General features: G+C 65.4%; 21 protein-coding genes. 10 read left to right on the forward strand and 11 right to left on the reverse strand.

Annotated elements, in window-relative coordinates:
- Window positions 1-4: 4 nt before the first annotated feature.
- A complete protein-coding gene (locus KKQ75_RS07285) occupies window positions 5-1,702 on the reverse strand; it encodes a vWA domain-containing protein (protein ID WP_213361268.1) in 1,698 nt (565 codons plus the stop codon).
- Between the two features lie 254 nt (window positions 1,703-1,956).
- Between KKQ75_RS07285 and lysS the strand changes: the two genes are divergently transcribed.
- Together lysS and KKQ75_RS07295 are read left to right on the forward strand one after the other, a co-directional pair.
- A complete protein-coding gene (gene lysS / locus KKQ75_RS07290) occupies window positions 1,957-3,522 on the forward strand; it encodes a lysine--tRNA ligase (protein ID WP_213361269.1) in 1,566 nt (521 codons plus the stop codon).
- 209 nt (window positions 3,523-3,731) lie between these two features.
- Window positions 3,732-4,508 carry a ferredoxin--NADP reductase gene (locus tag KKQ75_RS07295; RefSeq protein WP_213361270.1) on the forward strand — a complete coding sequence of 259 codons (777 nt, stop codon included), beginning with the start codon at window positions 3,732-3,734 and terminating at the stop codon, window positions 4,506-4,508.
- Window positions 4,509-4,643: 135 nt separating this feature from the next.
- Here the strand turns inward: KKQ75_RS07295 and KKQ75_RS07300 are convergent, their stop codons facing one another.
- The 3 genes from KKQ75_RS07300 to purN all read right to left on the reverse strand — a co-directional run bounded on the left by KKQ75_RS07300 (window position 4,644) and on the right by purN (window position 6,535).
- Window positions 4,644-4,997, reverse strand: coding sequence for a hypothetical protein (locus tag KKQ75_RS07300; protein WP_213361271.1), 354 nt, complete (start codon window positions 4,995-4,997; stop codon window positions 4,644-4,646).
- Between the two features lie 189 nt (window positions 4,998-5,186).
- Entirely contained in the window at window positions 5,187-5,924 is a 738-nt protein-coding gene (ypfH, locus tag KKQ75_RS07305) for an esterase (protein WP_213361272.1), read from the reverse strand.
- Complete coding sequence (gene purN, locus KKQ75_RS07310) at window positions 5,921-6,535, reverse strand: phosphoribosylglycinamide formyltransferase (RefSeq protein ID WP_213361273.1); 615 nt, start codon at window positions 6,533-6,535, stop codon at window positions 5,921-5,923. Before purN ends, ypfH begins: the two co-directional genes overlap by 4 nt.
- Before the next feature lie 95 nt (window positions 6,536-6,630).
- Between purN and KKQ75_RS07315 the strand changes: the two genes are divergently transcribed.
- The 5 genes from KKQ75_RS07315 to glmU all read left to right on the forward strand — a co-directional run bounded on the left by KKQ75_RS07315 (window position 6,631) and on the right by glmU (window position 13,580).
- The gene (locus KKQ75_RS07315) at window positions 6,631-7,500 is read left to right on the forward strand and encodes a hypothetical protein (protein WP_213361274.1); all 870 of its coding nucleotides are present in this window, start codon (window positions 6,631-6,633) and stop codon (window positions 7,498-7,500) included.
- Between the two features lie 62 nt (window positions 7,501-7,562).
- On the forward strand, window positions 7,563-8,618 hold the full coding sequence (locus tag KKQ75_RS07320) for a bifunctional riboflavin kinase/FAD synthetase (RefSeq protein ID WP_213361276.1): 1,056 nt from the start codon (window positions 7,563-7,565) through the stop codon (window positions 8,616-8,618).
- Between the two features lie 147 nt (window positions 8,619-8,765).
- Window positions 8,766-11,591 (forward strand): isoleucine--tRNA ligase, encoded by a 2,826-nt coding sequence (gene ileS / locus KKQ75_RS07325; RefSeq protein WP_213361278.1) that lies wholly within the window; start codon window positions 8,766-8,768, stop codon window positions 11,589-11,591.
- Complete coding sequence (lspA, locus tag KKQ75_RS07330; RefSeq protein ID WP_213361280.1) at window positions 11,592-12,143, forward strand: signal peptidase II; 552 nt, start codon at window positions 11,592-11,594, stop codon at window positions 12,141-12,143.
- A gap of 36 nt (window positions 12,144-12,179) precedes the next feature.
- Complete coding sequence (gene glmU, locus KKQ75_RS07335) at window positions 12,180-13,580, forward strand: bifunctional UDP-N-acetylglucosamine diphosphorylase/glucosamine-1-phosphate N-acetyltransferase GlmU (RefSeq protein ID WP_213361281.1); 1,401 nt, start codon at window positions 12,180-12,182, stop codon at window positions 13,578-13,580.
- Window positions 13,581-13,599: 19 nt separating this feature from the next.
- On the opposite strand, the gene KKQ75_RS07340 is transcribed toward glmU, so the two are convergent.
- The 3 genes from KKQ75_RS07340 to KKQ75_RS07350 form a co-directional block, all read right to left on the reverse strand.
- Window positions 13,600-13,944 carry a chaperone modulator CbpM gene (locus tag KKQ75_RS07340; RefSeq protein WP_250131029.1) on the reverse strand — a complete coding sequence of 115 codons (345 nt, stop codon included), beginning with the start codon at window positions 13,942-13,944 and terminating at the stop codon, window positions 13,600-13,602.
- Window positions 13,945-13,977: 33 nt separating this feature from the next.
- Entirely contained in the window at window positions 13,978-14,958 is a 981-nt protein-coding gene (locus KKQ75_RS07345) for a DnaJ C-terminal domain-containing protein (RefSeq protein ID WP_213361282.1), read from the reverse strand.
- 95 nt (window positions 14,959-15,053) lie between these two features.
- Complete coding sequence (locus KKQ75_RS07350; protein ID WP_213361283.1) at window positions 15,054-15,569, reverse strand: Lrp/AsnC family transcriptional regulator; 516 nt, start codon at window positions 15,567-15,569, stop codon at window positions 15,054-15,056.
- Window positions 15,570-15,709: 140 nt separating this feature from the next.
- Here KKQ75_RS07350 and glmS point away from each other — a divergent pair, with 140 nt between their 5' ends.
- Window positions 15,710-17,572 (forward strand): glutamine--fructose-6-phosphate transaminase (isomerizing), encoded by a 1,863-nt coding sequence (gene glmS, locus KKQ75_RS07355; protein ID WP_213361284.1) that lies wholly within the window; start codon window positions 15,710-15,712, stop codon window positions 17,570-17,572.
- 6 nt (window positions 17,573-17,578) lie between these two features.
- A complete protein-coding gene (locus tag KKQ75_RS07360; protein WP_213361285.1) occupies window positions 17,579-18,370 on the forward strand; it encodes an alpha/beta fold hydrolase in 792 nt (263 codons plus the stop codon).
- Window positions 18,371-18,553: 183 nt separating this feature from the next.
- Here the strand turns inward: KKQ75_RS07360 and KKQ75_RS07365 are convergent, their stop codons facing one another.
- The 4 genes from KKQ75_RS07365 to KKQ75_RS07380 all read right to left on the reverse strand — a co-directional run bounded on the left by KKQ75_RS07365 (window position 18,554) and on the right by KKQ75_RS07380 (window position 22,746).
- Window positions 18,554-19,567 (reverse strand): sodium:calcium antiporter, encoded by a 1,014-nt coding sequence (locus tag KKQ75_RS07365; protein ID WP_213361286.1) that lies wholly within the window; start codon window positions 19,565-19,567, stop codon window positions 18,554-18,556.
- Between the two features lie 135 nt (window positions 19,568-19,702).
- Entirely contained in the window at window positions 19,703-20,470 is a 768-nt protein-coding gene (locus tag KKQ75_RS07370; protein WP_213361288.1) for a transporter, read from the reverse strand.
- Between the two features lie 132 nt (window positions 20,471-20,602).
- A complete protein-coding gene (locus KKQ75_RS07375) occupies window positions 20,603-21,418 on the reverse strand; it encodes a dihydrodipicolinate reductase C-terminal domain-containing protein (RefSeq protein ID WP_213361289.1) in 816 nt (271 codons plus the stop codon).
- Between the two features lie 56 nt (window positions 21,419-21,474).
- Window positions 21,475-22,746, reverse strand: a complete 1,272-nt coding sequence (locus KKQ75_RS07380) for a putative Na+/H+ antiporter (RefSeq protein WP_213361290.1) — start codon at window positions 22,744-22,746, stop codon at window positions 21,475-21,477.
- A gap of 226 nt (window positions 22,747-22,972) precedes the next feature.
- Here KKQ75_RS07380 and KKQ75_RS07385 point away from each other — a divergent pair, with 226 nt between their 5' ends.
- The gene (locus KKQ75_RS07385; protein WP_213361291.1) at window positions 22,973-23,911 is read left to right on the forward strand and encodes a LysR family transcriptional regulator; all 939 of its coding nucleotides are present in this window, start codon (window positions 22,973-22,975) and stop codon (window positions 23,909-23,911) included.
- Window positions 23,912-24,160 lie beyond the last annotated feature (249 nt).

Raw genomic sequence — 24,160 nt, forward strand, 5'->3', positions numbered from 1 at the left:
CACACTAGCGGCTGATCTGCAACGGCGGCCGCGCGCCCGGCTTGCTGCTCAGGCTGCGCGCCACGCCCGCCAGTTCGACGAGCTCCTTGCGCAAGCCGAAGGGATCGGCCCCCAGCGCGCCCTGCGCCAGCGCGACGGTGTCGTTCCAGCCGAACTGGCCGGTATATTGCCCCCCGCGCAGCAACTGGCCATAGCTCGCCACCGCCGTGGCAAAGCGCATGTCGGTGCTGGCCTGCGCCAGGGCACGGGCACCCACCGGCACCGGTGTGCTCATCAGCACACTGGTGCTCTTGCCCACCGGCTTGTAGCGCAGCTGCACAAAGGCCAGTTCATTGCCATGCCCGGCTGGAGCCGCTTTCGGCTGATAGCGGCTGTCGCTCAGCCAGCCCGGTTTGCCCGCCGGGATGATCTCGTACAGCGCCGTCACGCCATGCCCGGCGCCGATATCGCCGGCATCCACCTGGTCATTGTTGAAGTCTTCCTTGCGCAGCAGACGGTTCTCATATCCCACCAGGCGGTACTGGCTCACCGTGGCGGGATTGAACTCGACCTGCACCTTCACGTCCTGCGCGACGGTGGCCAGCGTGGAGGTGAGCTGCTGGCGCAGCACCTTCTTCGCCTCCAGTTCGCTGTCGATATAGCTGTAGTTGCCGTCACCCGCGTCGGCCAGTTGTTCCATCAGGCGCTCGTTGTAGTTGCCGGTGCCGAAGCCCAACGTGGTGAGCGAGATGCCGGACTTGCGCTTTTCCGCCACCATGCCCTTGAGCGTGTTGAAGTCGGTGATGCCGACGTTGAAATCCCCGTCCGTCGCCAGCAGGATGCGGTTGATGCCGTTGCGCTGCCAGGCTTTCTGCGCCTCGCGGTAGGCCATCTGGATCGCCGCCTCGCCCGCCGTGGAGCCGCCAGCCTGCAGGGCGTTCACCACGGCCAGGATGGCCTCCTTGTTGCTGCCCGGCGTGGGCGGCAGCACCAGTTTTTCGCCGCTGGCATAGGTGACGATGGTCACGCGGTCCTGCGGGCGCAATTGCTCGGTCAGCAGGCGCAACGTTCTCTTCACCAGCGGCAGCTTGTCGGCCGCCTGCATGGAGCCGGACACATCCACCAGAAACACCAGGTTGGCCGGCGGCAGGCTGCCCAGCGTCTTGTCTGCGGCCTGGATGGCAATGCGCAGCAGTTGCGCATCGGCCTTCCAGGGCGACTGTGCCACTTCCGTCGTCACGCCGAAGGGATGCGGGCTGCCGGCAGCCGGACGGGGATAGTCATAGGGAAAGTAGTTGATGAGCTCTTCCACCCGCACGGCATCCACCGGTGGTAGCCGGCCGTCATTGAGAAAGCGGCGCACGTTGGCGTAGCTGCCGGTGTCCACGTCGATGCTGAAGGTGGAAACCGGCTCCTTCGCCACCTCATGCACCGGGTTGGTGTTGATTTCGCCGTACTTCTCGGTATTGGCAGGCCGCAGGTCTTCGATACCGGCTGGCGATGGCGCATACAGGACCTGTCCTCCCACAGCCATGGGCATCGCCGTACGCACCGCGGCCTTGCCCGCGAGCGGCGCAACCGCCTCTGCCCGGGCCACGTCGGACATCCGGCCTGCAGGCGGCGATCCGCAGGCCGCCAGCAACAGGGCCAGCACGGAGGCAGCAAGAGCCGGGGCGCTGCGCCGGATCGATGCGGAGTTGAAAAGGGCCGGGGTCTGCGTCATCAGTGGTCTCCAGTCTTTCGTGTTCTGGCGAACACTATCGGTTCGCCCTTGTGTGCATGGTACCGCGACTCCCGCGGGGCACAATCGCCCTCGGCGGCCAATCCCGGTTGGCACCAAACCCTTCGATTCGCCTCGCGCAGTCGGTCCGCCACAACATCCTGTACCCCCGCCACTGGCCGCAAGCACCCCGCACAGCCTAAAATAAGGGTTTTTGCCAGCCCAGAGGCAGGCCTTGCCTCGCCATCACACCGTCCATGTCCGAACAACAGAACCCCGCCCAGGCTCCCGCAGCCCCCGCCGTTGATGACAACCAGCTGATCGCCGAACGCCGCGAGAAGCTCAAGGCGCTGCGCGCCGCCCAGGCCGAAGGCAAGGGCGTGGCGTTCCCGAACGACTTCAAGCCGGCCAACCGCGCTGCCGACCTGCTCGCTGCCCACGAAGAAAAAACCAAGGAACAGCTGGACGAAGCCAACGCCGCCGGCGACAAAATCCCCGCCAGCATCGCCGGCCGCATGATGCTCAAGCGCGTCATGGGCAAGGCCAGCTTTGCCACGCTGCAGGATTCCACCGGCCGCTTCCAGATCTACATCACGCGCGACGACGTGGGCGAAGACGTGTACGGCGCCTTCAAGCACTGGGACCTGGGCGACATCGTTGCGGCCGAGGGTTATCTGTTCAAGACGCGCACCGGCGAACTGTCGCTGCACGCGACCAAAATCCGCCTGCTGACCAAGAGCCTGCGCCCGCTGCCCGACAAGTTCCACGGCGTGGCCGACCAGGAAATCAAGTACCGCCAGCGCTATGTCGACCTGATCACCGACGAGTCCGCCCGGCAGCGCTTCACCGCACGCAGCAAAGCCATCAGCAGCATGCGCGAGTTCATGGTGCACCACGGCTTCCTGGAAGTCGAGACACCCATGCTGCACCCGATTCCCGGTGGCGCCAACGCGAAGCCCTTCGTCACGCATCACAACGCGCTGGACCAGGAAATGTTCCTGCGCATCGCGCCCGAGCTGTACCTCAAGCGCCTGATCGTGGGCGGCTTCGAGCGCGTGTTCGAAATCAACCGCAGCTTCCGCAACGAGGGCATCAGCGTCCGCCACAACCCCGAGTTCACCATGATGGAGTTCTACGCGGCGTTCTGGCACTACCAGGACCTGATGGACTTCACCGAATCCCTGCTGCGCCACGTGGCCATGAAGGCGCTGGGCACGCTGCAGATCAGCTACCAGGGCCGTGCCATCGACCTGTCCCAGCCCTTCCAGCGCATGACCATCCGCGAAGCCATCCACGCCCACACCGAGGCCGGCGCACACGTGGACGATCCGGCCTGGCTGATCAGCGCGCTCAAGCGTCTGGGCATGAGCGAGGAAGAACATCGCCTGAGCAGCCGCAGCCTGCCCAGCCTGCAGGTGATGTACTTCGAGGAAGCGGTGGAAGAGAAGCTGTGGCAGCCCACCTTCATCATGGAGCATCCGACCGAGATCAGCCCGCTGGCGCGCGCCAACGATGCCCGCCCGGAAGTGACCGAGCGCTTCGAGCTCTACATCACCGGCCGCGAGATGGCCAACGGCTTCTCCGAGCTGAACGACGCCGAGGACCAGGCCGCGCGCCTGCAGGCCCAGGTGGATGCCAAGGATGCCGGCGATGACGAGGCCATGTTCTTCGACCACGACTTCATCCGCGCGCTGGAATACGGCATGCCGCCCACCGGCGGCTGCGGCGTGGGCATCGACCGCTTCATGATGCTGCTGACCGACAGCCCGAGCATCCGCGACGTGATCCTGTTCCCGGCGCTGCGCCGCGAAGCCGGCCTGTAAGCACCTTATCCACTTTCGCCACATGACGTGAAAGGCTTCTCTGATCCGGATCAGGGTTATGAGTAAATAAGACACAAATCTTTGCCAAGCCTGTCACGTCAGGCGCACAATGTGGGTTTACCCCGATAGCCGCCACCTGCACGGCCCCTGTCGTCCTGTTTTTTCCTTGTGCAGCGCCCTTTCCAGCGCCGCCTTCCTGACCGAGCACCATGAGCGCCTTTCTCGAAGAAAAAGTTCTTTCCGTCCACCACTGGACCGACCGCCTGTTCAGCTTCACCACCACGCGTGACACCGCCCTGCGCTTCTCCAACGGGCATTTCACGATGATCGGCCTGCGCCAGGAAAACGGCAAGCCGCTGCTGCGCGCCTACAGCATTGCCAGCCCCAACTACGAGGAGCACCTGGAATTCCTGAGCATCAAGGTGCCGGACGGCCCGCTGACCAGCCAGCTACAGCACCTGAAGGTGGGCGATACCGTCATCGTCGGCAAGAAGCCCACGGGCACCCTGCTGATCGACTATCTGACCCCGGCCAAAAACCTGTACCTGCTGGGCACCGGCACCGGCCTGGCGCCCTGGCTGTCCATCATCCGCGACCCGGAAACCTATGAGCGTTTCGAGAAAGTCATCCTGGTGCATGGCGTGCGCCACGTAGCCGAGCTGTGCTATCGCGACTATCTGACCAAGGAACTGCCCGAGCACGAATTCCTGGGCGAGATCGTGCGCGAGCAACTGATCTACTACCCCACCGTCACACGCGAACCCTTTGAGCGCCAGGGCCGCATCACCACCCTGATCGAAAGCGGCCAGATGGCGCGCGAACTCGGCCTGCCGGAGCTGAATCCCGAAACCGACCGCGTGATGATCTGCGGCAGCCCGACCGTGCTGCGCGACCTGAAGGAAATCTGCGAGAAGCGCGGCTTTGCGGAGGGCAATACCACTACCCCGGGCGACTATGTGATCGAGCGCGCTTTCGTGGAAAGCTGATAGCGCTACGGCCTGTATCTCGGATACGGGCTGCAGAAACGACGAGGGCGACAAGCACTGGCTTGCCGCCCTTTTCCGTTGTGGCCTGCGGATTCCGTTGGCGCATGCGGAACCAGTTCCGCCTCGCCTTCAACCTCAGGAACGGATTTCCTTGACGACCGCATCCTGCACATCGGAGGAGCGGCCAAAGCGGCGCCTGGCCGGCGCCTTGCGCGGTGCAGGTGCTTCTTCGGCGTTGGCATCGGCAGACGCCGATCCGAAACCACCGCCCTGCGGCATGGACGACCAGCCGAAATTGCCGCCACGGAAACGGTTGGCCATGTCGGAGTAGCTGCGATAGAGCAGCAGCGGATTGCGGCCGGTCAGCAGCATCCAGACGCCGCCGACGGCCACGGCGAAGGTGCCGGCGATCAGGATGCTGGTGGTGAAAACGGCTGCGGCGCCCCACATCAGGATGCGGGTGAGGACGCCAAAAAAGGAGTCAAGCATGCAGGTGTCTATTCAGGCCTTGCGGCCAAGGGTTGCAGAGATTTCTATGGTGACGGCTGGTCGCCAAAAGTCAATAGCCCTACAAGCTGTTACCGCACCGGCGGGTGACGGTGCTGATGCAGGTCAAGCCCCCTACTGAATGGCTGCGGAGACCCTGCTTCCTGCATCCGGCTCCCGCGCTGGGGAGTTCTAGTGCAGTGGCGAAGGCGGCGGCGTCTCCGGTTGCCCCGCTTCGGCCATTGCCTGACGCCACAGGCGCAGCGGCACGTGGTTGGCCAGCAGATGGAAGATGCGCTGCTCCATCTCCTCGGTCACGCAATGGCCGGTTTCGGGAAACACGTCGACGGAGAAGTCCGCATCCAGATCCCGCAACCGATAGCCCGCCTCCACCGCGGCCTGGTAGGGCATGACATCGTCGTTCTTGCCGTGCATCCAGTGGATGCAGGTGTGCTGGTGCATCTGCTCGGGCAGGCGATCGAAGCGGCCGGCCACGGCAAACAGGCGCGCGGCGAGGTCATGCTCGAGCGCCACGGTTTCCAGCGCCACCGTTGCAGACTGGGCAAAGCACAGCAGGGCCGTGCGTTCATGGCCGAGCCCGGTGTGGCGCTGCCAGGCACGCACCGTGGCGGAAAACTCCAGACGTGCCGGCAGCAGCCGCTCGGTGCGGTTCTCGTCGCGCTCGCCGCGGTGCGAGTACCACTGGAAGCCATCGCCCTCGTCGTAGGCATGGGGTGCGGCCACGCAGGCCACGATGCCCTGCGGGAACTGCCGCGCCAGGCGCTGCGCCATCTCGAGCATGTCGGACGGCTTCTGCCCCGCGCCATGGAACAGCAGGAACAACTGCTGCGGCTGTTCGGGCCAGGATGTGATCAGGTCGTGCGGCGCGGGCACCGTCACGGGAATGGCGTCGCCGGGCTGGGTCGTCATGCGGCCTCCTGCTGCAGGCTGGCCTGACGCGCAAGGCAGCGGGCAACGGCCTGCGGATAGATCAGATGTTCCTGCGTCAGCACGCGCGCAGCGAGCGTATCGGCAGTGTCGTCCGGCAGCACGGGCACCACGGCCTGCGCCAGAATCGGGCCGTGGTCCAGATCGGCCGTCACGATGTGCACGGTGGCGCCGGCAAACTGGCAGCCTGCATCCAGCGCCCGCTGGTGCGTGTGCAGCCCCGGAAAGGCCGGCAGCAGCGAGGGGTGAATGTTGAGCATGCGGCCTGCATAGCGCGCCACGAACTCCGGCGTGAGGATACGCATGAAGCCGGCCAGCACCACCAGTGAAGGCTCGTAGCGGTCGATCAGCTCCGCCAGCGCAGCATCGAAGCTGGCGCGATCGGGGAAGGCCTTGTGATCAAGCACCCCGGTGGCAATGCCCTGCTCCTGGGCAAACTTGAGGCCGCCGGCATCGGCCTTGTTGCTGATCACGGCAGCGATGCGGCCGCCGAAGCGGCGCAGCCAGTGTTCGCGCTGCGCAGCACGCACGATGGCCGCCATGTTGGAGCCGCCGCCGGAGATCAGGATCACGATGTTTTTCTGCGAAGTCATGCCCGGAATTATCCGCCATCGGCGGCGCAAGCGTGTAGGCGATACACCATGAACCGGCCGTTCCCAGCCACATGGCAGGACTAGAATGCAGGCCCATGAACCGTAAATTGCTTGTCGCGCTGCTGGCTCTGGCGGCGCTGATTGCCGGCCCCTGGTATGGCGCGCGCCAGAGCGTGCAGGCCATGGAACAGGGGCGCGAGCCCAGCGGTCTGGCGCTGAACCTGGCCTATTGGGCGGTGGTGCTGCCGGGCATGTCCTATCTGGTGGATGTGCCGCGCACGGCGCTGGCCGTCGCCTATCACCAGCACCGCGATGGCGCCGAACTGGCCGATAGCGCCCAGATGCTGCAGCGCGCCGAGCGCCTGCAGTTTCGCCTGCAGCCCTGGCTGGAAGCTTCACCGTTGAAGGCCGATGGCAGCATCGACCTGTTGCGCCTGCAGGCCCAGCAGCAGATGCTGGGCACGCTGGTACGGCTGGACCAGTGGCCGGGCAAGCTCGCCCCGCTGGTGCCGCGCCTGCAGCAGCAACTGGCCGCCGCGCTGAAAGCCCCTTCCGCTGCTTCGCTCGCCCCCCTGCAGCGCCTGCAGGTGGCCGAAACCCTGGCCATGCTGGCCGCACGCCAGCACGACAGCGCCCAGGCGGAGCAGTGGCTGGCGCTGGCCGAGCAGGCCGTGCCGCAGCCGGTTTCCATCAAGGAGCAGACGGCCGAGAACACCGCGCGCCACCTGCTGCGCCTGCGCGCCATGCTGGCCAGTTGCGCGCCCGGCCAGGAACCGCTGTTTGCCGAGTCAGCCAGCACGGCCCTGCGCCAGGGCTACGACGTGCGCCAGTTGCGCGCACAATACACTGCAGGCTGGGACCGCTCCCTGCTGTTGCTGGCGCGGCGCGATGGCACTGGCGACACCTGCCAGCGCACGGCGGATGACTATCAGCGCCTGCTGACGGCGGCGCAACCCTCGCGCTAACGCGCCGGGCTCGTGCGCATTCTTTTGCCCCAGGGGCAGCCGTGCGGCGATAATACCCGCCCATGAAGATTTTCCGCGGCTTTCGCCATTCCCAGCTCGCCCCGCGCTGCGCCCTGACCATCGGCAATTTCGATGGCGTGCACCGCGGCCACCAGGCGATGCTGGCCCTGCTGCGCAACGAGGCGCGCCATCGCGGCCTGCCCAGTTGCGCCCTCACCTTCGAGCCGCATCCGCGCGACTTCTTTGCCGAGAAGTTCAGGAAGCCGGAACTGGCCCCGGCGCGCATCGCCACCCTGCGCGACAAGCTGTCCGAACTGGCGAACAACGGCATCGACCAGACGGTGATCATCCCGTTCAACGAACAGCTGGCCTCGCTGCCCGCCGAGGAGTTCATCCGCCAGGTGCTGGTGGAAGGCCTGGGGGCGCAGTATGTGCTGGTGGGCGATGATTTCCGTTTTGGCGCGGGCCGCATCGGCGACTACGCCATGCTGGACGCCGCCGGCCGCATGCAGGGCTTCGAGGTCTCGCGCATGAACAGCTACGAGATCTCGCGCCTGACGCCGCCGGGCGAGGCCGCGCCATCGGAGCCGGGCATCCGCGTCAGCAGCACCGAGGTGCGCGAGGCGCTTGCAGCGGGCGACATGAACGAGGTCACGCGCCTGCTGGGCCGCCCCTACAGCGTCAGCGGCCATGTGGTGCATGGCCGCAAGCTGGGCCGCAGCCTGGACTTTCCCACGCTCAACCTGCGCTTTTCGCACTGGAAACCCGCCGCCAGCGGCATTTTCGTGGTGCAGGTGCACGGCCTGACGCAGGACGGACAGCCACTGCCGGGTGTGGCCAACATGGGCATCCGCCCCTCGCTCGACCCCAATGACGTGAACGGCGGACGCGTGCTGCTGGAGACGTTCTGCCTCGAATGGCCGCAGGAACTGGGGCGCGAAGGCGGCTACGGTAAAATCATCCGCGTGGAACTGCTGCACAAACTGCACGACGAACGCAAGTACGACGGTCTGGCCGCCCTGCAACAGGGCATTGCGCAAGACTGTGCCGACGCGCGCGCATGGTTTGCCGCCCGCCACAGCGAAACCCGACGCCAGACCACGCGCGACCGAATTTGACGGCCTTCGCATGGCAGGCCTGCCATGCGCGCCCGGCCTGCGGCGGCCCATGGCCCCGGCAGCGTCCGACGCCCGCATGCCCCGCCTGCCTCGTCCTGCCCGCCGCATGATGCGGCCCCTGTCCCCTCTTTCCAAGATTCCGCCGCCATGTCCGACCAGAACACCACCGACTACAGCAAGACCCTCAACCTGCCCGATACGCCCTTCCCCATGCGCGGCAACCTGCCCAAGCGCGAGCCCGACTGGGTGAAGAAGTGGGAAGACGGCAAGCTGCACGACAAGCTGCGTGCCGCCCGCGCCGGCCAGGAGAAGTTCGTGCTGCACGATGGCCCGCCCTATGCCAACGGCCAGATCCACATCGGCCACGCGGTCAACAAGATCCTGAAGGACATGATCGTGAAGGCGCGCCAGCTCAAGGGCCTGGATGCCGTTTACGTGCCGGGCTGGGACTGCCACGGCTTGCCGATCGAGAACCAGATCGAGAAGCTGCACGGCCGCAATCTGCCGCGCGACGAGGTACAGGCCAAGAGCCGCGCCTACGCCGCCGAGCAGATCGCCGGCCAGATGGCCGACTTCAAGCGCCTGGGCGTGCTGGGTGCCTGGGACAATCCGTACAAGACCATGAACTTCGGCAACGAGGCGAACGAGATCCGCGCGCTGAAGAAGATCATGGAACGCGGCTTCATCTACCGCGGCCTCAAACCGGTGTACTGGTGCTTCGACTGCGGCTCCTCGCTGGCCGAGTTCGAGATCGAATACCAGGACAAGAAGAGCACCACGCTGGACATCGCCTTCGAATGTGCGGATCCGGACAAGCTGGCTGCCGCTTTCGGCCTGCCTGGCCTGGATACGCCCGCCTTTGCCGTGATCTGGACCACCACCGCCTGGACCATTCCCGCCAACCAGGCCCTGAACATCAACCCGCACCTGAACTACGCGCTGGTCAGGACCGAGCGCGGCTATCTGCTGCTGGCGGCCTCGCTGGTCGAGAGCTGCCTGGAGCGCTTCGGCCTGCAGGGCGAGGTGGTGGGCACCACCAAGGGCGAGACCCTGGGCCTGATCCATTTCAAGCACCCGCTGTACGACGTGGACCCCGGCTACGCGCGCTTCTCGCCCGTGTACCTGGCCGACTACGCTACCGACGAGGACGGCACCGGTATCGTGCACTCCTCGCCCGCCTATGGCCTGGACGACTTCCACAGCTGCGTCACACACGGCATGAAGTACGAGGACATCCTCAACCCGGTGCAGGGCAACGGCCAGTATGAAGACGGCTTCCCGCTGTTCGGCGGCCTGCATATCTGGAAGGCGGTGCCGGTGATCATCGAGGCGCTGAAGAATGCCGGCCGTGTCCTGTCCACGCACGATATCACGCACAGCTACCCGCACTGCTGGCGCCACAAGACGCCGGTGATCTACCGCGCGGCCGCCCAGTGGTTCGTGCGCATGGACGAGGGCGAAGGCGTGTTCACCAGCGACAAGGCGCCGCGCAGCCTGCGCGAAGTGGCGCTGGAGGCCATTGAGCAGACCAGTTTCTATCCCGAGAACGGCAAGGCGCGCCTGCGCGACATGATCACCAACCGCCCGGACTGGTGCATCTCGCGCCAGCGCAACTGGGGCGTGCCTCTGCCCTTCTTCATCCACAAGGACAGCGGCGAGCTGCACCCGCGCACCATGGAAATCATGGACCAGGCCGCCAGCCTGGTGGAGCGCGGTGGCATCGAGGCCTGGAGCAAGGTCACGGCCGAGGAGATCCTGGGCGCGGAAGAGGCCCAGCACTACACCAAGGTGAACGACACGCTGGACGTGTGGTTCGATTCCGGCACCACGCACCTGCACGTGCTGCGCGGCAGCCATGCCGATGTGCTGCAGTTTCCGGCAGACCTGTACCTGGAAGGCCATGACCAGCACCGCGGCTGGTTCCACAGCTCGCTGCTCACCGCCTGCGCCACCGACGGCCGCGCGCCCTACAAGGGCCTGCTGACGCACGGCTTCACCGTGGACGGCCAGGGCCGCAAGATGAGCAAGTCGGTTGGCAACGTGGTGGCGCCGCAGAGCGTGAGCGACAAGCTCGGCGCCGAGATCATCCGCCTGTGGGTGGCCAGCACCGACTACTCGGGCGACCTGGCGATCGACGACAAGATCCTGGCGCGCGTGGTTGATGCCTACCGCCGCATCCGCAACACGCTGCGCTTCCTGCTGGCCAACATCAGCGATTTCGACATCGCACGCGATGCCGTGGCCGATGCCGAGCTGTTCGAGGTGGACCGCTTTGCGCTGGGCCGTGCCGCGGCGCTGCAGACCGACATCCTGGCGCACTACGAGGTGTACGAGTTCCACCCGGTGGTGGCCAAGCTGCAGCATTTCTGCAGCGAATTCCTGGGCGGCTTCTACCTGGACGTGCTGAAGGACCGCCTGTACACGACGCAGGCCGACAGCCGCGCCCGCCGCAGCGCCCAGACCGCGCTGTACCACATCACGCACGCCATGCTGCGCTGGATGGCGCCGTTCCTGAGCTTTACCGCCGAAGAGGCGTGGGAAATCATCGGCAGCAGCGACTCGATCTTCATCGAAACCTACAGCACCCTGCCCGCCACCGATGATCTGCTGGCCGTGAAATGGGAGCGCCTGCTGGACATCCGTGCCGCTGCCAACAAGGAAATCGAGGCTGTGCGCGAACAGGGCCAGGTCGGCTCCTCGCTGCAGGCCAACCTCACCATCGCGGCGCCGTCTGACGATCTGGCCGCCCTGCAAAGCCTGGGCGACGACCTGAAGTTCATCTTCATCACCTCGCAGGTGACGCTGCAAGCCGGCGATGCGCTGGCGATCAGCGTGACGCCCTCTTCCGCGCAGAAATGCGAACGCTGCTGGCACTACCGCGACGATGTGGGCGTAAACCCCGAGCATCCCACCATCTGCGGCCGCTGCGACAGCAACCTGCACGGCGCCGGCGAAGCGCGGGAGTTTGCATAAATGGCGACGACCACCCGCAGCCGCACCGGCACCGCCCGCAAAACCACGCGCAGCAGCGACAGCAGCCTCGGCCTGTGGCTGGCCGTGGCCGCGCTGTGGCTGATCTTCGACCAGTTCACCAAGGTGCTGATCGTCCAGAACTACCAGCTGGGCGATGCCACCTTCGTCACCAACTTCTTCAACGTGGTGCGCGTGCACAACTATGGCGCGGCCTTCTCCTTCCTGGCGCAGGCGGGCGGCTGGCAGCGCTGGTTTTTCATGGGCATCGGCATTGCGGCGGCGACCTTCATCATCTGGATGCTCCGCACGCACCCGCACCAGAAGCTGTTCAGCTTTGCCATGGCCAGCCTGCTGGGCGGCGCCATCGGCAACGTGATCGACCGCGTGTGGCATGGCTATGTGGTGGACTTTCTGGACTTCCACTGGAATTTCCTGAGCCCGCTGTTCCATCAGGGGCACTTTCCGGCCTTCAACGTCGCGGATACCGCCATCACGATTGGGGCGATCTGCCTGATCCTGGACGAGATCCTGCGCGTGCGCAAAACGCGCTGAGCGGGCTGGCTAATCTCCCTTCGCATTCTTTTCACCATGAACCACCCTCTCGACATCGTCATCATGGCTGCCGGCAAAGGCACCCGCATGAAGAGCGCCACGCCCAAAGTGCTGCAGAAGCTGGCCCACCAGGGACTGGTGCAGCATGTGCTGGATACGGCAGCGCAGCTGCAGGCGCGCAAGGTGGTGGTGATCACCGGCCACGGTGCAGAACAGGTGGAAGCGGCGCTCGCTGTGGCCGCAGAGACGCAACCCAGGCGCGAATTCGTGCGCCAGATGCCGCAGCTCGGCACCGGCCATGCCGTGCAGCAGGCGGTGCCGATGCTGGACGACGACGGCATTGTGGTGATCCTGTCCGGCGACGTGCCGCTGACCCAGGCCGACACCGTGCAGGCGCTGGTGCAGCAGTGCGGCGGCGACAAGCTGGCGCTGCTGACGCTGCGCATGGAGAACCCCTTCGGCTACGGCCGCATCGTGCGAGATGCCTATGACAACGTGGAGCGTATCGTCGAACAGAAAGACGGCACGCCGGACGAACTGGCGGTCAAGGAAATCTACAGCGGCATCATGGCCGCGCCGGCGCGCCTGCTCAAGCAGTGGCTGGGGCGTATCGACAACAATAACGCGCAAAACGAGTACTACCTGACGGACGTGGTCAAGCTGGCCGTGGCCGATGGCGTGCCGGTGCTGGCGCATGTGATCAGCGACGCGGTGCAGGTAGCCGGCGTGAACAGCCCGCTGCAACTGGCCGAGCTCGAGCGCGAGTACCAGAAGCGCCAGGCCGAGCGCCTGATGGGAGACGGTGTGCGTTTGCGCGATCCCGCGCGCTTCGATCTGCGCGGCACGCTTTCCTGCGGTCAGGATGTGGAAATCGACGTGAACTGCGTGTTCGAAGGCAGCGTGAAGCTGGGCAGCAATGTGCGCATCGGCGCCAACTGCGTGCTGGCCAACTGCGAAATCGGCGATGGCGCTGTGATTCATCCTTTCACGCATATCGACGGCGAGAAGCTGGGCGTGCGCGTCGGTGCCGGCGCGCTGATCGGGCCGTTTGCCCGTTTGCGCCCGGGTGCCGATCTGGGCGAGGAAGTGCATATCGGCAACTTCGTCGAGGTGAAGAACTCCACCCTGGCCAAGGGTGCCAAGGCCAACCATCTGGCCTATCTGGGCGATGCCACGGTGGGCGAGCGCGTGAACTACGGGGCCGGCTCCATCACGGCCAACTACGATGGCGCCAATAAGCACCGCACGGTGATCGAGGCCGATGTGCACATCGGCAGCAACAGCGTGCTGGTGGCACCGGTGACGATTGGCGCCGGTGGCACCGTGGGCGCCGGCAGCACGATTGGCCGCGACACGCCGCCGAATGCCCTGAGCGTGGTGCGCGGCCGGCTGGTGCAGAAGGAAAACTACCAGCGGCCGGTGAAAATCAAGAAGTAAGCGCCGCCCCCCGCTGTCCTCAAAGCATCGCCAGGCGGCGGCGCAAGTCGGCCACTTCCTCCATCAGATCCACCGTCATGGCCGCCAGTTGCGGGTCGGCATCGAACATCTGTTCCAGATCGGCCAGGCGGCGCGCCCGGATGGCGGTGGTGCAGGAAAAGCGCCAGGTGCCCAGGTCGTCCGCCGCCACGTGCGGATCGCCGCTGATCTGCGTGATGGAGAGCACGCCCTCCTGCACGCGTGCGCTGACCCAGTCCGGGGCCATGCGGCAGGCGCGGGCCAGCTCTTCCAGCGTCATCGAGTGGTCGCTCAGCAGCTCGGTCAGGTCGGCGGGAACGCTCACGGTGGTGTGCATCATTGCCATGGTTCGTCCTTTCAGTCAGTCGCGAACGGCCGCTCAGGCCAGACGGGGGTTGAAGCCGGGGTAGGCCTTGGCCAGGTTCTCCCAGGCCGCACGCTGCTCGGCCGTGACGGCGCCCGGAATGGCGGGCTCCAGCTCCAGATACAGATCGCCCGGCTCGGCAGAGGGGATGCCGCGGCCCTTCAGGCGCAACTTGCGGCCACTGCCCGATCCGGCCGGGACGGTCACCTCGACCGTCCCACCGGCTGGCGTGGTCACCTCGATGGCGCCGCCAATGGCAGCTTCCCAGGGGGATACACGCACGCGCTGATAGACGTCCTTGCCCTGCACGCGCCAACGCGCATCCTCGCGGAATACGACCTGCAGCATCAGATCGCCCGCCGGCCCGCCGCCGAAACCCGGACTGCCCTGCCCGGCCAGACGGATCATCTGGCCTTCGCGAACGCCCTTGGGAATTTTCACCTGCAGGCTGCGCTGCTCGGGAATGACGTGGCCCTGCTCGTCCAGGCGCGCACTTTGCAGCATGATGGTGCGCTCGACGCCCATATAGGCATCGCGCAGCTCCAGTTCGATCTTGGCGTGATGGTCTTCGCCGCGCATGCTGTGGCTGCCGCCGTGGGCACGTCCTCCGCGCTGGGCGCGTTGTGCGCGCGCGGCCTGGCCGAACAGCTGTTCGAAGAAGTCGCTGTAGTTGCCATCGCCGGAGAAACCCTGAAAGCCGCCGCCACCATCGGTGAATTCGAAACCGGCATCCCAGTTCGGGGGCGGTTGGTAATTGCCGTCCGGGCCCATGCCGGCCTGCCAGTTGGCGCCGAGCTTGTCGTAGGCGGCCCGCTTTTCGGGGTCGGAGAGCACGGTGTTGGCCTCGTTCACCTCGGCCATGCGCGCGGCGGCATCCGGCTCCTTGCTCACGTCCGGGTGGTACTTGCGGGCCAGCTTGCGAAAGGCCTTCTTGATGTCATCGGCCGTGGCGCCCTTATCGACGCCCAGCACCTTGTAGTAGTCCTTGAACTCCATGAATGACGGCTCCTGTGGGTGGACTGCCAGCCGCCCGCCGCCTGGCGGACGTGCTCGCTGCCATTATGGGCATATAGGGATGCGCTGCGGACAAATCAACTGCGCGCGATGCGCTCCGGGAAGGGAATCCGCGTGCTGAACTTGGCTCGCTTCACGCTGAAGAACGAACGCACGTTGCGCACATTGGCATTGCGCGTGAACAGGCGCTGGCTCAGCGCCATGAAGGCCGGCATGTCGGCCACAGTGGCAATCAGGATGAAATCCGGCCCGGGCGAGGTGCGGTAGCACTGCTGGATGGCGGGCTCGGCCACCGCAAGCTGTTCGAACTGCTGCTGCTCCTCCTCGGCCTGCACGTCGAGCGTGACTTCGACAATCGCGGTGAGGCCGGCGCCGGTCAGCGCGCGCAGGGCGTCTCCACCAAGGATGCTGACGGTGCGCTCGATGAACCCCAGCGCCTGCAGCCGGCGCACGCGACGCAGGCAGGTGGGGGGCGAGATATGGCAGCGCTCGGCCAGCGCCTGATTGGTCAGGCTGGCATCCTGCTGCAACTGCTCGAGCAGGCGCCAGTCGGCAGCATCCAGCTCGACTCCGCCAACATCGTATTCATTCATTTCATGAAAATTAAAAAAGTGAAATTTTTATTGATTGGCAAGTTATGGAGAAATTTTATTTCTTTGTACTTGATATTTCAACACTAAATTTCTCACACGATTTCCTATGATTCGGCATATCTATTGTCTGGAGCAAGAACATGTGCGGAATCGTCGGTGGAGTGGGAAGCAGCAACGTGGTGCCGGTGCTGGTGCAGGGCCTGCAGCGTCTGGAATACCGCGGCTATGACTCCTGCGGCGTGGCCGTATGGAACGACGGCCTCAAGCGCGCCCGCAGCACCTCGCGCGTAGCCGAGCTGCTGGAGCAGGTGCAGCACGACAAGCTCGATGGCTATACCGGCATTGCCCACACGCGCTGGGCCACACATGGCGCGCCCGCCGTGCACAATGCGCATCCGCACTTCAGCTACGGCCCCCATGTGGATGCCGCCAACACGGCCAACAAGCCGGGCCGCATCGCGCTGGTGCACAACGGCATCATCGAGAACCACGACGCGCTGCGCGCCGAGCTGCAGGCCAAGGGCTATGCCTTTGCCAGCCAGACCGATACCGAAGTCATCGCGCACCTGATCGATTCGCTCTACAACGGCGACCTGTTCGATGCCGTCAAGCAGGCGCTGGCGCGTTTGCATGGCGCCTATGCCGTGGCGGTGATCGCGCGTGACGAGCCCCACCGCATCGTCGGCGGCCGCGCCGGCTCGCCGCTCATCCTGGGCATCGGCTCCGATGGCGCGCACTATCTGGCCAGTGATGCCATGGCCCTGGCCGGCGTGACCGACCAGATCATCTATCTGGAAGAAGGCGACGTGGTCGACCTGCAGCCGGGCAAGTACTGGATCGAGAATGCCGGCCAGCGCCTGACGGCGCAGGACCGCCCGGTCAAGACCGTGCACGCCCACAGCGGCGCCGCCGAACTCGGCCCCTACCGCCACTACATGCAGAAGGAAATCTTCGAGCAGCCGCGTGCGCTGGCCGATACGCTGGAAGGCGTGGCGGGCATCGTTCCCGAGCTGTTCGGCGACGGTGCCTATCGCATCTTCAAGGAGATCGACCGCATCCTGATCCTGTCCTGCGGCACCAGCTACTACAGCGGCTGCACGGCCAAGTACTGGCTCGAAGCCATCGCCGGCATCCCGACCGATGTGGAAATCGCCAGCGAGTACCGCTACCGCACCAGCGTGCCGAATCCGAAAACGCTGATTGTCACCATCAGCCAGAGCGGCGAAACCGCCGACACGCTGGCCGCGTTGCGCCACGCCAAGTCGCTCGGCATGACGCACACCCTGACGGTCTGCAACGTCTCCACCAGTGCCATGGTACGCGAATGCGAGCTGGCCTATATCACGCGTGCCGGCGTGGAAATCGGCGTGGCTTCGACCAAGGCCTTTACCACCCAGCTGGCCGGCCTGTTTCTGCTGACACTGGCAATCGGCCAGGTCAAGGGCACCATCCCCGAGGACAAGCAGGACGAGTACCTGCAGCGCATGCGCCATCTGCCGCTGGCCATTCAGGCCGTGCTGGCGCTGGAGCCGCAGGTGATCCAGTGGTCGGAAGCCTTCGCCAAGAAGGACAACGCCCTGTTCCTGGGCCGCGGCATGCACTATCCGATCGCGCTGGAAGGCGCGCTCAAGCTCAAGGAAATCAGCTACATCCACGCCGAGGCGTATCCGGCCGGCGAGCTCAAGCACGGTCCGCTGGCGCTGGTGACCGAAGCCATGCCGGTGGTGGTGGTGGCGCCCAACGACGAGCTGATCGACAAGCTCAAGAGCAACATGCAGGAAGTGCGTGCGCGCGGCGGGGTACTGTATGTGCTGGCCGATGCGGACAGCAACATCCAGAGCGAGGAAGGCATCCATGTGATCCGCATGCCGGAGCACTACGGCAGCCTGAGCCCCATCCTGCACGTGGTGCCGCTGCAGCTGCTGGCCTACCACACGGCCTGCGCCAAGGGGACGGATGTGGACAAGCCGCGGAATCTGGCGAAGAGCGTGACGGTGGAGTAATTTCCGGTGTCAGCTGCTGTGCAAGACCAGTTCATCACCGGCACACAAGGCCGGCTGTTCGTCCGCAACTGGACGCCCGCGAGCAGCGACAGCGCGCAGGCGCCAATCATCCTGTTTCACGACTCGCTCGGCAGCGTGGAGCTGTGGCGCAGCTTTCCGCAGGCGCTCAGCACGGGCACCGGGCGGCAGGTAGTTGCCTATGACCGGCTCGGCTTCGGCCGCTCCGACGCCTATCCCGCCACGCTGCCGCTCGACTTCATCGCGCGGGAGGCGGAGGATGACTTTGCCGTGCTGATCCGGGCACTGGGCTTGCAGCAGTTCATCCTGCTCGGCCACAGCGTGGGGGGAGGCATTGCGGTGAACTGTGCGGCGCGCTATCCGCAACAGTGTGCCGGTCTGGTCACCATGGCGGCGCAGGCCTTTCGCGAAGAACGCACGGTGCGCGGGCTGGAAGAGGCGCGCGTCCTGTTCCAGGATCCGGCGCAACTCGAGCGGCTGAAGAAGTACCACGGCGACAAGGCCCGCTGGGTGCTGGATGCGTGGATCGATTCCTGGCTGCATCCGGAGTTCGAGCACTGGAGCCTGCGCCCGGTGCTGCCCGAGGTGCGCTGCCCTGTCCTGGCCATTCATGGCAGCGAGGACGAGTACGGTTCGAGCGCGCATCCCGAGCAGATCGGCGCGCTCTCGGGCGGGCCGGCGCGGGTGGAGATCATGGCCGAGACGCGCCACCTGCCGCACCGCGAGCGCGAAGATGAGGTGGTGCGCCTGGTGGCGGAGTTCGTCCGGCCTCTGGCATAAGTCCGCCAGCCCGGCAGCGCCTGCCACCCGGCATCAGCCCTGAGCCCCGAGCCCCGAGCCCTGAGCCCTGAGCCCTGAGCCCTGAGCCCTGAGTCCCTGAGCCCTGAGCCCTGAGCCCTGAGCCCTGAGCCCTGAGCCCTGAGCCCTGAGCCCTGAGCCCTGAGCCCTGAGCCCCGCAGCGTATCAGCCGGAAGCGTCCAGAAAAATCCAGATCGCGTTCAGCGCATACACGGCCGCAATGCCGACACTGATCCAGCTTACCAGCCGCAGCACCTTGCCCCGCGGCCGCATCACCAGGCCGATGATGACCATGCCCGACATCAGCATCGCCGCCAGAATGGTGCCCATGTGCGCCGGCGAGGCCGCGGCCAGGAGCGGCCCCGGCACGTAGAAAGCATCGTCGATCGACAGGATCAGCACGTTGAACAGATTGCTGCCCAGCAGGTTGCCAAGCGCCATGTCGAGCGCCCCCATGCGCAGCGCCGCCAGGGTGACGGAAATTTCGGGCAAGGTGGTGACCAGCGCCATCAGCACCGTTCCGGCAAAGCTGCGCGACAGGCCGACATGCGCGGAGAGCGCATCCACCACCCAGGGCAGCGCACTGCCCGCCAGCAGCACGGTCGTGGCCGAGAAGACGAAATTGCGCCAGGTCTGCATGCGCTCGGCACGCGGAGTTTCCGGCGGCAGCGCGATGCCGTCCAAGCCTTCGAGCAAGCGTCGCTCATGCTGGTGCACACTGCGCAAGGCCAGCAGGTACAGGCCCAGCAGCAGCGGACTGAACACGCCGATGTAGAGCACATCCGCCAGCAGTTCGCCCACCAGCAGCCCCAGCGCGACAAAACCCAGCATCACCACGCCGAAGGCGGCCGACAGCACGTGGGTGTCGCTGGCGTGGCGGTAGAGCGGTTCGCGGCGCTGCACCATGTCCACCACCACCAGGAACAGCAGGTTGAATACGCAGGCCCCCAGCGCATTGCCCACGGCCAGGTTGGGCGCCTGCACCACGGTGACGGAACTGATGCCCGAGGCGAGCTCGGGCAGCGAGGTGATGGTGGCCAGCATGGCCAGGCCGACCCAGCCGCGCCCCCAGCCGTAGATCTCGGCCAGCCGGTCGGCGCTGCGGCTGAGCGAGTAGCCGGCCCAGGCAATCACCACGGCACAGGCCAGCAACTGAAGCAGGATCCAGGCAAGCGTCACGCCCCCTCCTTTCATCGAAGATCAGGACCAGTGTACCCTCCTGCTCACCCGCTGGCGGGTTCCTCCACGATGGCCCTGCCGGCCCCGGCGGCCATTGCGGACAGGGAACCAGCGCCGCCTCCTGCGGGCAGACGCTTACCAGCGCACCGTCAAGCCGGCGCCCACGGTATGCGTCACCGGGCCGGATTGCAGGCTGCGGCGGTAGCCCAGATCGAGGTCCACATCCTTGTTCAGGTGGTAGATGCCGCCCAGCAAGGCGTAGGACTGCGTACGCGGCCCTTCACGGTCGGCATTGCGATTCGCGCCGACGTCCAGGGCCAGCGTCCAGTCTGCATGCGGCGCGTACAGCAGCGCCGTGGAAGCACTCCACAGGCCCTTGCGCTGGCCATCGCGGTTGTCGTTGTGGGTGCCGCCCACATTCACCAGCCAGGTCAGCGGCTCGGCCTCGTACTGCGCCAGCAGGTGCAGCGCAGTCGTGGCGCGGCCATTGCCCAGGCCCTTGTCATGGTTGCCGCTCGGCAAGGTCAGCACCGGCTTGAGTGCCAGCGACCAGCGCTCGCCCAAATGGAAGCGCCACTTGGCCTGCAGCGTCACATCGCCCACGCCCTGCTGGCGCGCCTCGCCAGGTACCCGGTAGGAGGTGTGCGGCAGGCTGATGCCGAGGTCGACATCGTCATGCACGCCGTAGGCAAAGCCGGCGCTGGAGGACTGTACGCGCTCGATGCCCGCGTCGGTGCGGGTGCGGTCATGGTCGCTGCTCAGTTCGAACTGGCTGTGGCCCTTGCCCTGGGTGCCGGTATCGTCGGTGATGAGGGGATGCGCCGCCATGGCGGCGCCAGCCAGCAGGGACAAACCTGCTCCGGCAAGCAGGCGGGAGCAATGGGAGAGGGACAGAAAAGACATGATGATCTGGGTCAGGTGACAAAGTCGCACATTATCACAACTCAATTGCAATAAATGCGATCCAGATTACAATTTTTTAACCATGCAGGCCCGGCCGACAGACTCTGCGCACGCCAGGCCCCGCCCCGCCGCTTACCCCGCGTCTGCGGGAGGCGCCCCCGCCGCATCCTTGGGCAGCGCGCAATCCAGCTGGAAGTACGGGCGCATCAGGTCTTCCATGGTGTAGAAGCCGGCCGACTTGTCACGCAGATTGTCGAGCGCAAACAGAATGCCATTCCCAAAGGCCTCGCGCGCGATCGATTCGTGCTTGAGCCGCACCGTCTGGTACGGAAAGCCGAACAGCACCTCGTGCACGCCGATGATGCCGCCCGCCCGCACGGCGCGGATGCGGTCATGCTCGATGCCCAGTTCGCCGGCAATCACCTTGGCCGTGCCCGACACCTCGGGCTTGCTGCGGAAGTGCTCCTCGAACACCTCCACGTCGATATCCGGCAGGATGCGGCGCAGCACCTTGGCCGCCATCAGCAGGAAGTTGATGCCCACCGTGATGTTGGGGCTGTGCATGACGACGGTACGCTCTGCCAGCTGACGCAGCAGCTCCAGGCGTTCCTCGGGATAGTCCGAAATCGCAGAGATGATGGTGATGCCGCGGCTGGCCGCTGCTTCGCCGTAGTAGAGCACGCCATCCTCGCCCGAGAAGTCGACGATGGCATCGACCGGGAAGCGGTCGAGCAAGGCGCCGGCATCCATTTCGTCGATGGTGTGGAACGGGGCCGGATGCGGCGACTCCACGCCCAGCACTTCGGCCACGGACTGGTGCCTGCTGCTCATCGAACGGCGCACCACCCACTCCAGATGGGTCTGGGGGGCATTGAAGAGGACGGTCGCCACGGCGCGGCCGGTGCGGCCGAATCCCAGCATGCCGACGCGCAAGGGTTTCTTGTTCATGTTGTGCTCCTTTTCCAGTGCGCCGGGCACGGGGCCCGGCAGGCAGTTGCAGCGGTTCAGGGCAACTGGAATGCCATGGCTGCAACAAAGGTCGGTATGGCAGCGGCCAGGGCGAGAATACCCGGGTTGACCGCGCCATGATCGAAATAGCGGCGCAGAATGGCCACGCCCGCAGGGTTGGGGGCGTTGGCGATCACGGTCATGCCGCCGCCCGTCACGGCGCCGGCCACCAGCGCCACCTTGAATTCGGGACTGAGGCCATCCACCAGCGAACCGAGATAGGTCAGTGCTGCATTATCGGTGAATGCCGTCAGGCCCATGGCCCCCCAGAATACCGCATCGCTGGACAGGCTGGTGAGTACCGGCTTGAGCCACCACTGCTGCTGGCCACCCAGCACCACCAGACCGGCCAGGAAAAAGCCCACCAGCAGGCCCTCGCGCAGAATCAGCCGGTCCTGGTGGCGGCCATAGGCCGTGACCACGCCCATGAAGAACAGGAACAGGCCGATGAACAGCACGGGATGGTGCGCCAGCACCACCACCATGACCAGGAAGGCCAGGTGCGTCAGCACCAGGGCCAGTGGCACGGGTTGCTGGCCTTCGTCGCCCTGGGCGGAGCCTTCGCGGTCCAGCTTGAGCAGCTGGCGGCCGAACACCATGGTCACCAGCACCGCGTTGATGGTTACCGCCAGCGCGGCCTTCCAGCCGAAAGTCTTCAGCATGAAGGCGCTGTCCCACCCCCAGGCCTGGGCCACCATCAGCACCGGCGGCGCCGCATAGGAAGTGAGCGTGCCGCCGATGGAGACGTTGACAAACAGCACGGCCAGCGTGGCGTATTTCAGCAGCGGCGAGACGTTGACGCGCGCAAACAGCTCGCGCGACAGCATCATGGCTGCCAGCGTCATGGCAGCCGGCTCGGTGATGAAGGAACCGAGAATCGGCACCACCGTCAGCACCACCAGATAGGTAGCCACCGTGCGCGGCAAGGGCAGCAGGCGCGCCAGCAGCTGCACCACCTTGCCGGCGGTCTGCAGGATGGGCCGCGTGGCGGCAATCACCATCACCACGAAGACGAACATCGGCTCGGTGTAGTTGCGCGTTTCCAGGTATTCCATGGCGGCGGGGGCGCCGAGCATGATGATCATCACGATGGTGAGGATCATGGCCCAGAAGCCGAACACGGCCTCCACTTCGCCCAGCAGGTGGTAGATGCCTGCATGGCGCGGATGGCGGTGCGCCAGGCGCTCGAACCATTTGGTGGAGAAGGTGTGCAGCACGGCCAGCGCGAAGATTGCGGCGGCGGCCAACTGGAAGCTGGTCGGATTCATGGAGTCGTCTTTTCGGTAATCAGGAACACACCGGGCACAGCCGGATGCTGCGCCACTGGCCACATCACCGCAAATGCCGCGAAATAAGCACCAATGCCGCATGGATCACGGTGGTAAACACCGGATGCTGCAGGGAGCGCCGATTCTAGTGCCCGAATTATTTCGTGTAAATCTGAAAATATCTAAGATATCATTCGAATAAATCTGATGATTACGACACCCCGTGATGAACTACAAGCACCTCAAGTACTTTCTGCATGTGGCTGAAGCCGGCGGCATCACGCGGGCCGCCGAGCAGCTGCACCTCACGCCACAAACGCTGAGCAGCCAGATCCAGCAACTGGAGGAGGCGCTCGGCAACGCCCTGTTCGTGCGGCAGGGACGCCAGCTGACACTGACCGAGTTCGGCCGGCTGGCATTGGACTATGCACGCGACATCTTCGCGCTCGGCCGCGAGATGGAAGCCAGCCTCAAGAGCCGCGCCGACAGCGGCCGGCCGCTGGAGCTGCGCGTGGGCGTAGCCGATGCCGTGCCCAAGCCGCTGGTGATGCACCTGCTCGCGCCGGCACTCAAGCTGCACCCGAACAGCGTGCGGCTGGTGTGCCGCGAATGGCGGCACGAGCTGCTGCTGGCGGATCTGGCCTTGCACCGCATCGACCTGGTGATTGCGGACGCACCGATGCCGGCTTCGGTCAGCGTCAAGGCGCGCAGCCACCTGCTGGGACAGCTGCCGGTGTCGCTGGTGGGCCGTCCTGAACTGCTGCAGGGACGTTGCCTGCCGCAAGGACTGGACGGACTGCCCATGGCCCTGCCGGGCGAAGACGCGCTGCTCTCGGCGCGCCTGCATGCCTGGCTGGACCATCACAAGCTGCAGCCGGTTGTGGTGGCCGAATGCGATGACCCGGCACTGGGAATGGAGCTGGCCAAGGAAGGCCATGCGGCCATGCTCTACCCCTCGACACTGACGCCCGAACTCGAGCGGCAATTCGGTCTGGTGCGCGGCGGGGAACTGCCCGGGTTGGTGGAAGAGGTCTATGTCATCACGCTGGATCGGCGCATCAGTCATCCGGGGGTGAAGGCCATCCTGCAGGGACCGCATGATTTCCTGCAGCATTCGGCGCCCACGGTGCGCCGCAAACGCGCCCGGACTTCCCAGGCAAGGTGAACGACTAACCGAAGAGCGAGAAACTGGTGAACGCCCGCTGTTGCACCAGGTTAGTCAAAAAACTGATTTTATAACCAATTAGACCAATTCATAAAAGCCTTTCGGTCAGGAAAATGGGAAAATTCCTGTCACTTTCGGACTATTTCAAGCCTGGATTACAGAGGAAGCACCATGCAAGGGTTTCCATGCAGACGAAAAGTGCTTGCGCCCGGAGCACGAATGTGAAATAGTTCACGCAAAATTCCCCAT

The sequence above is a fragment of the Brachymonas denitrificans genome, assembly GCF_907163135.1.
Lineage (GTDB): Bacteria > Pseudomonadota > Gammaproteobacteria > Burkholderiales > Burkholderiaceae_C > Brachymonas > Brachymonas denitrificans_A.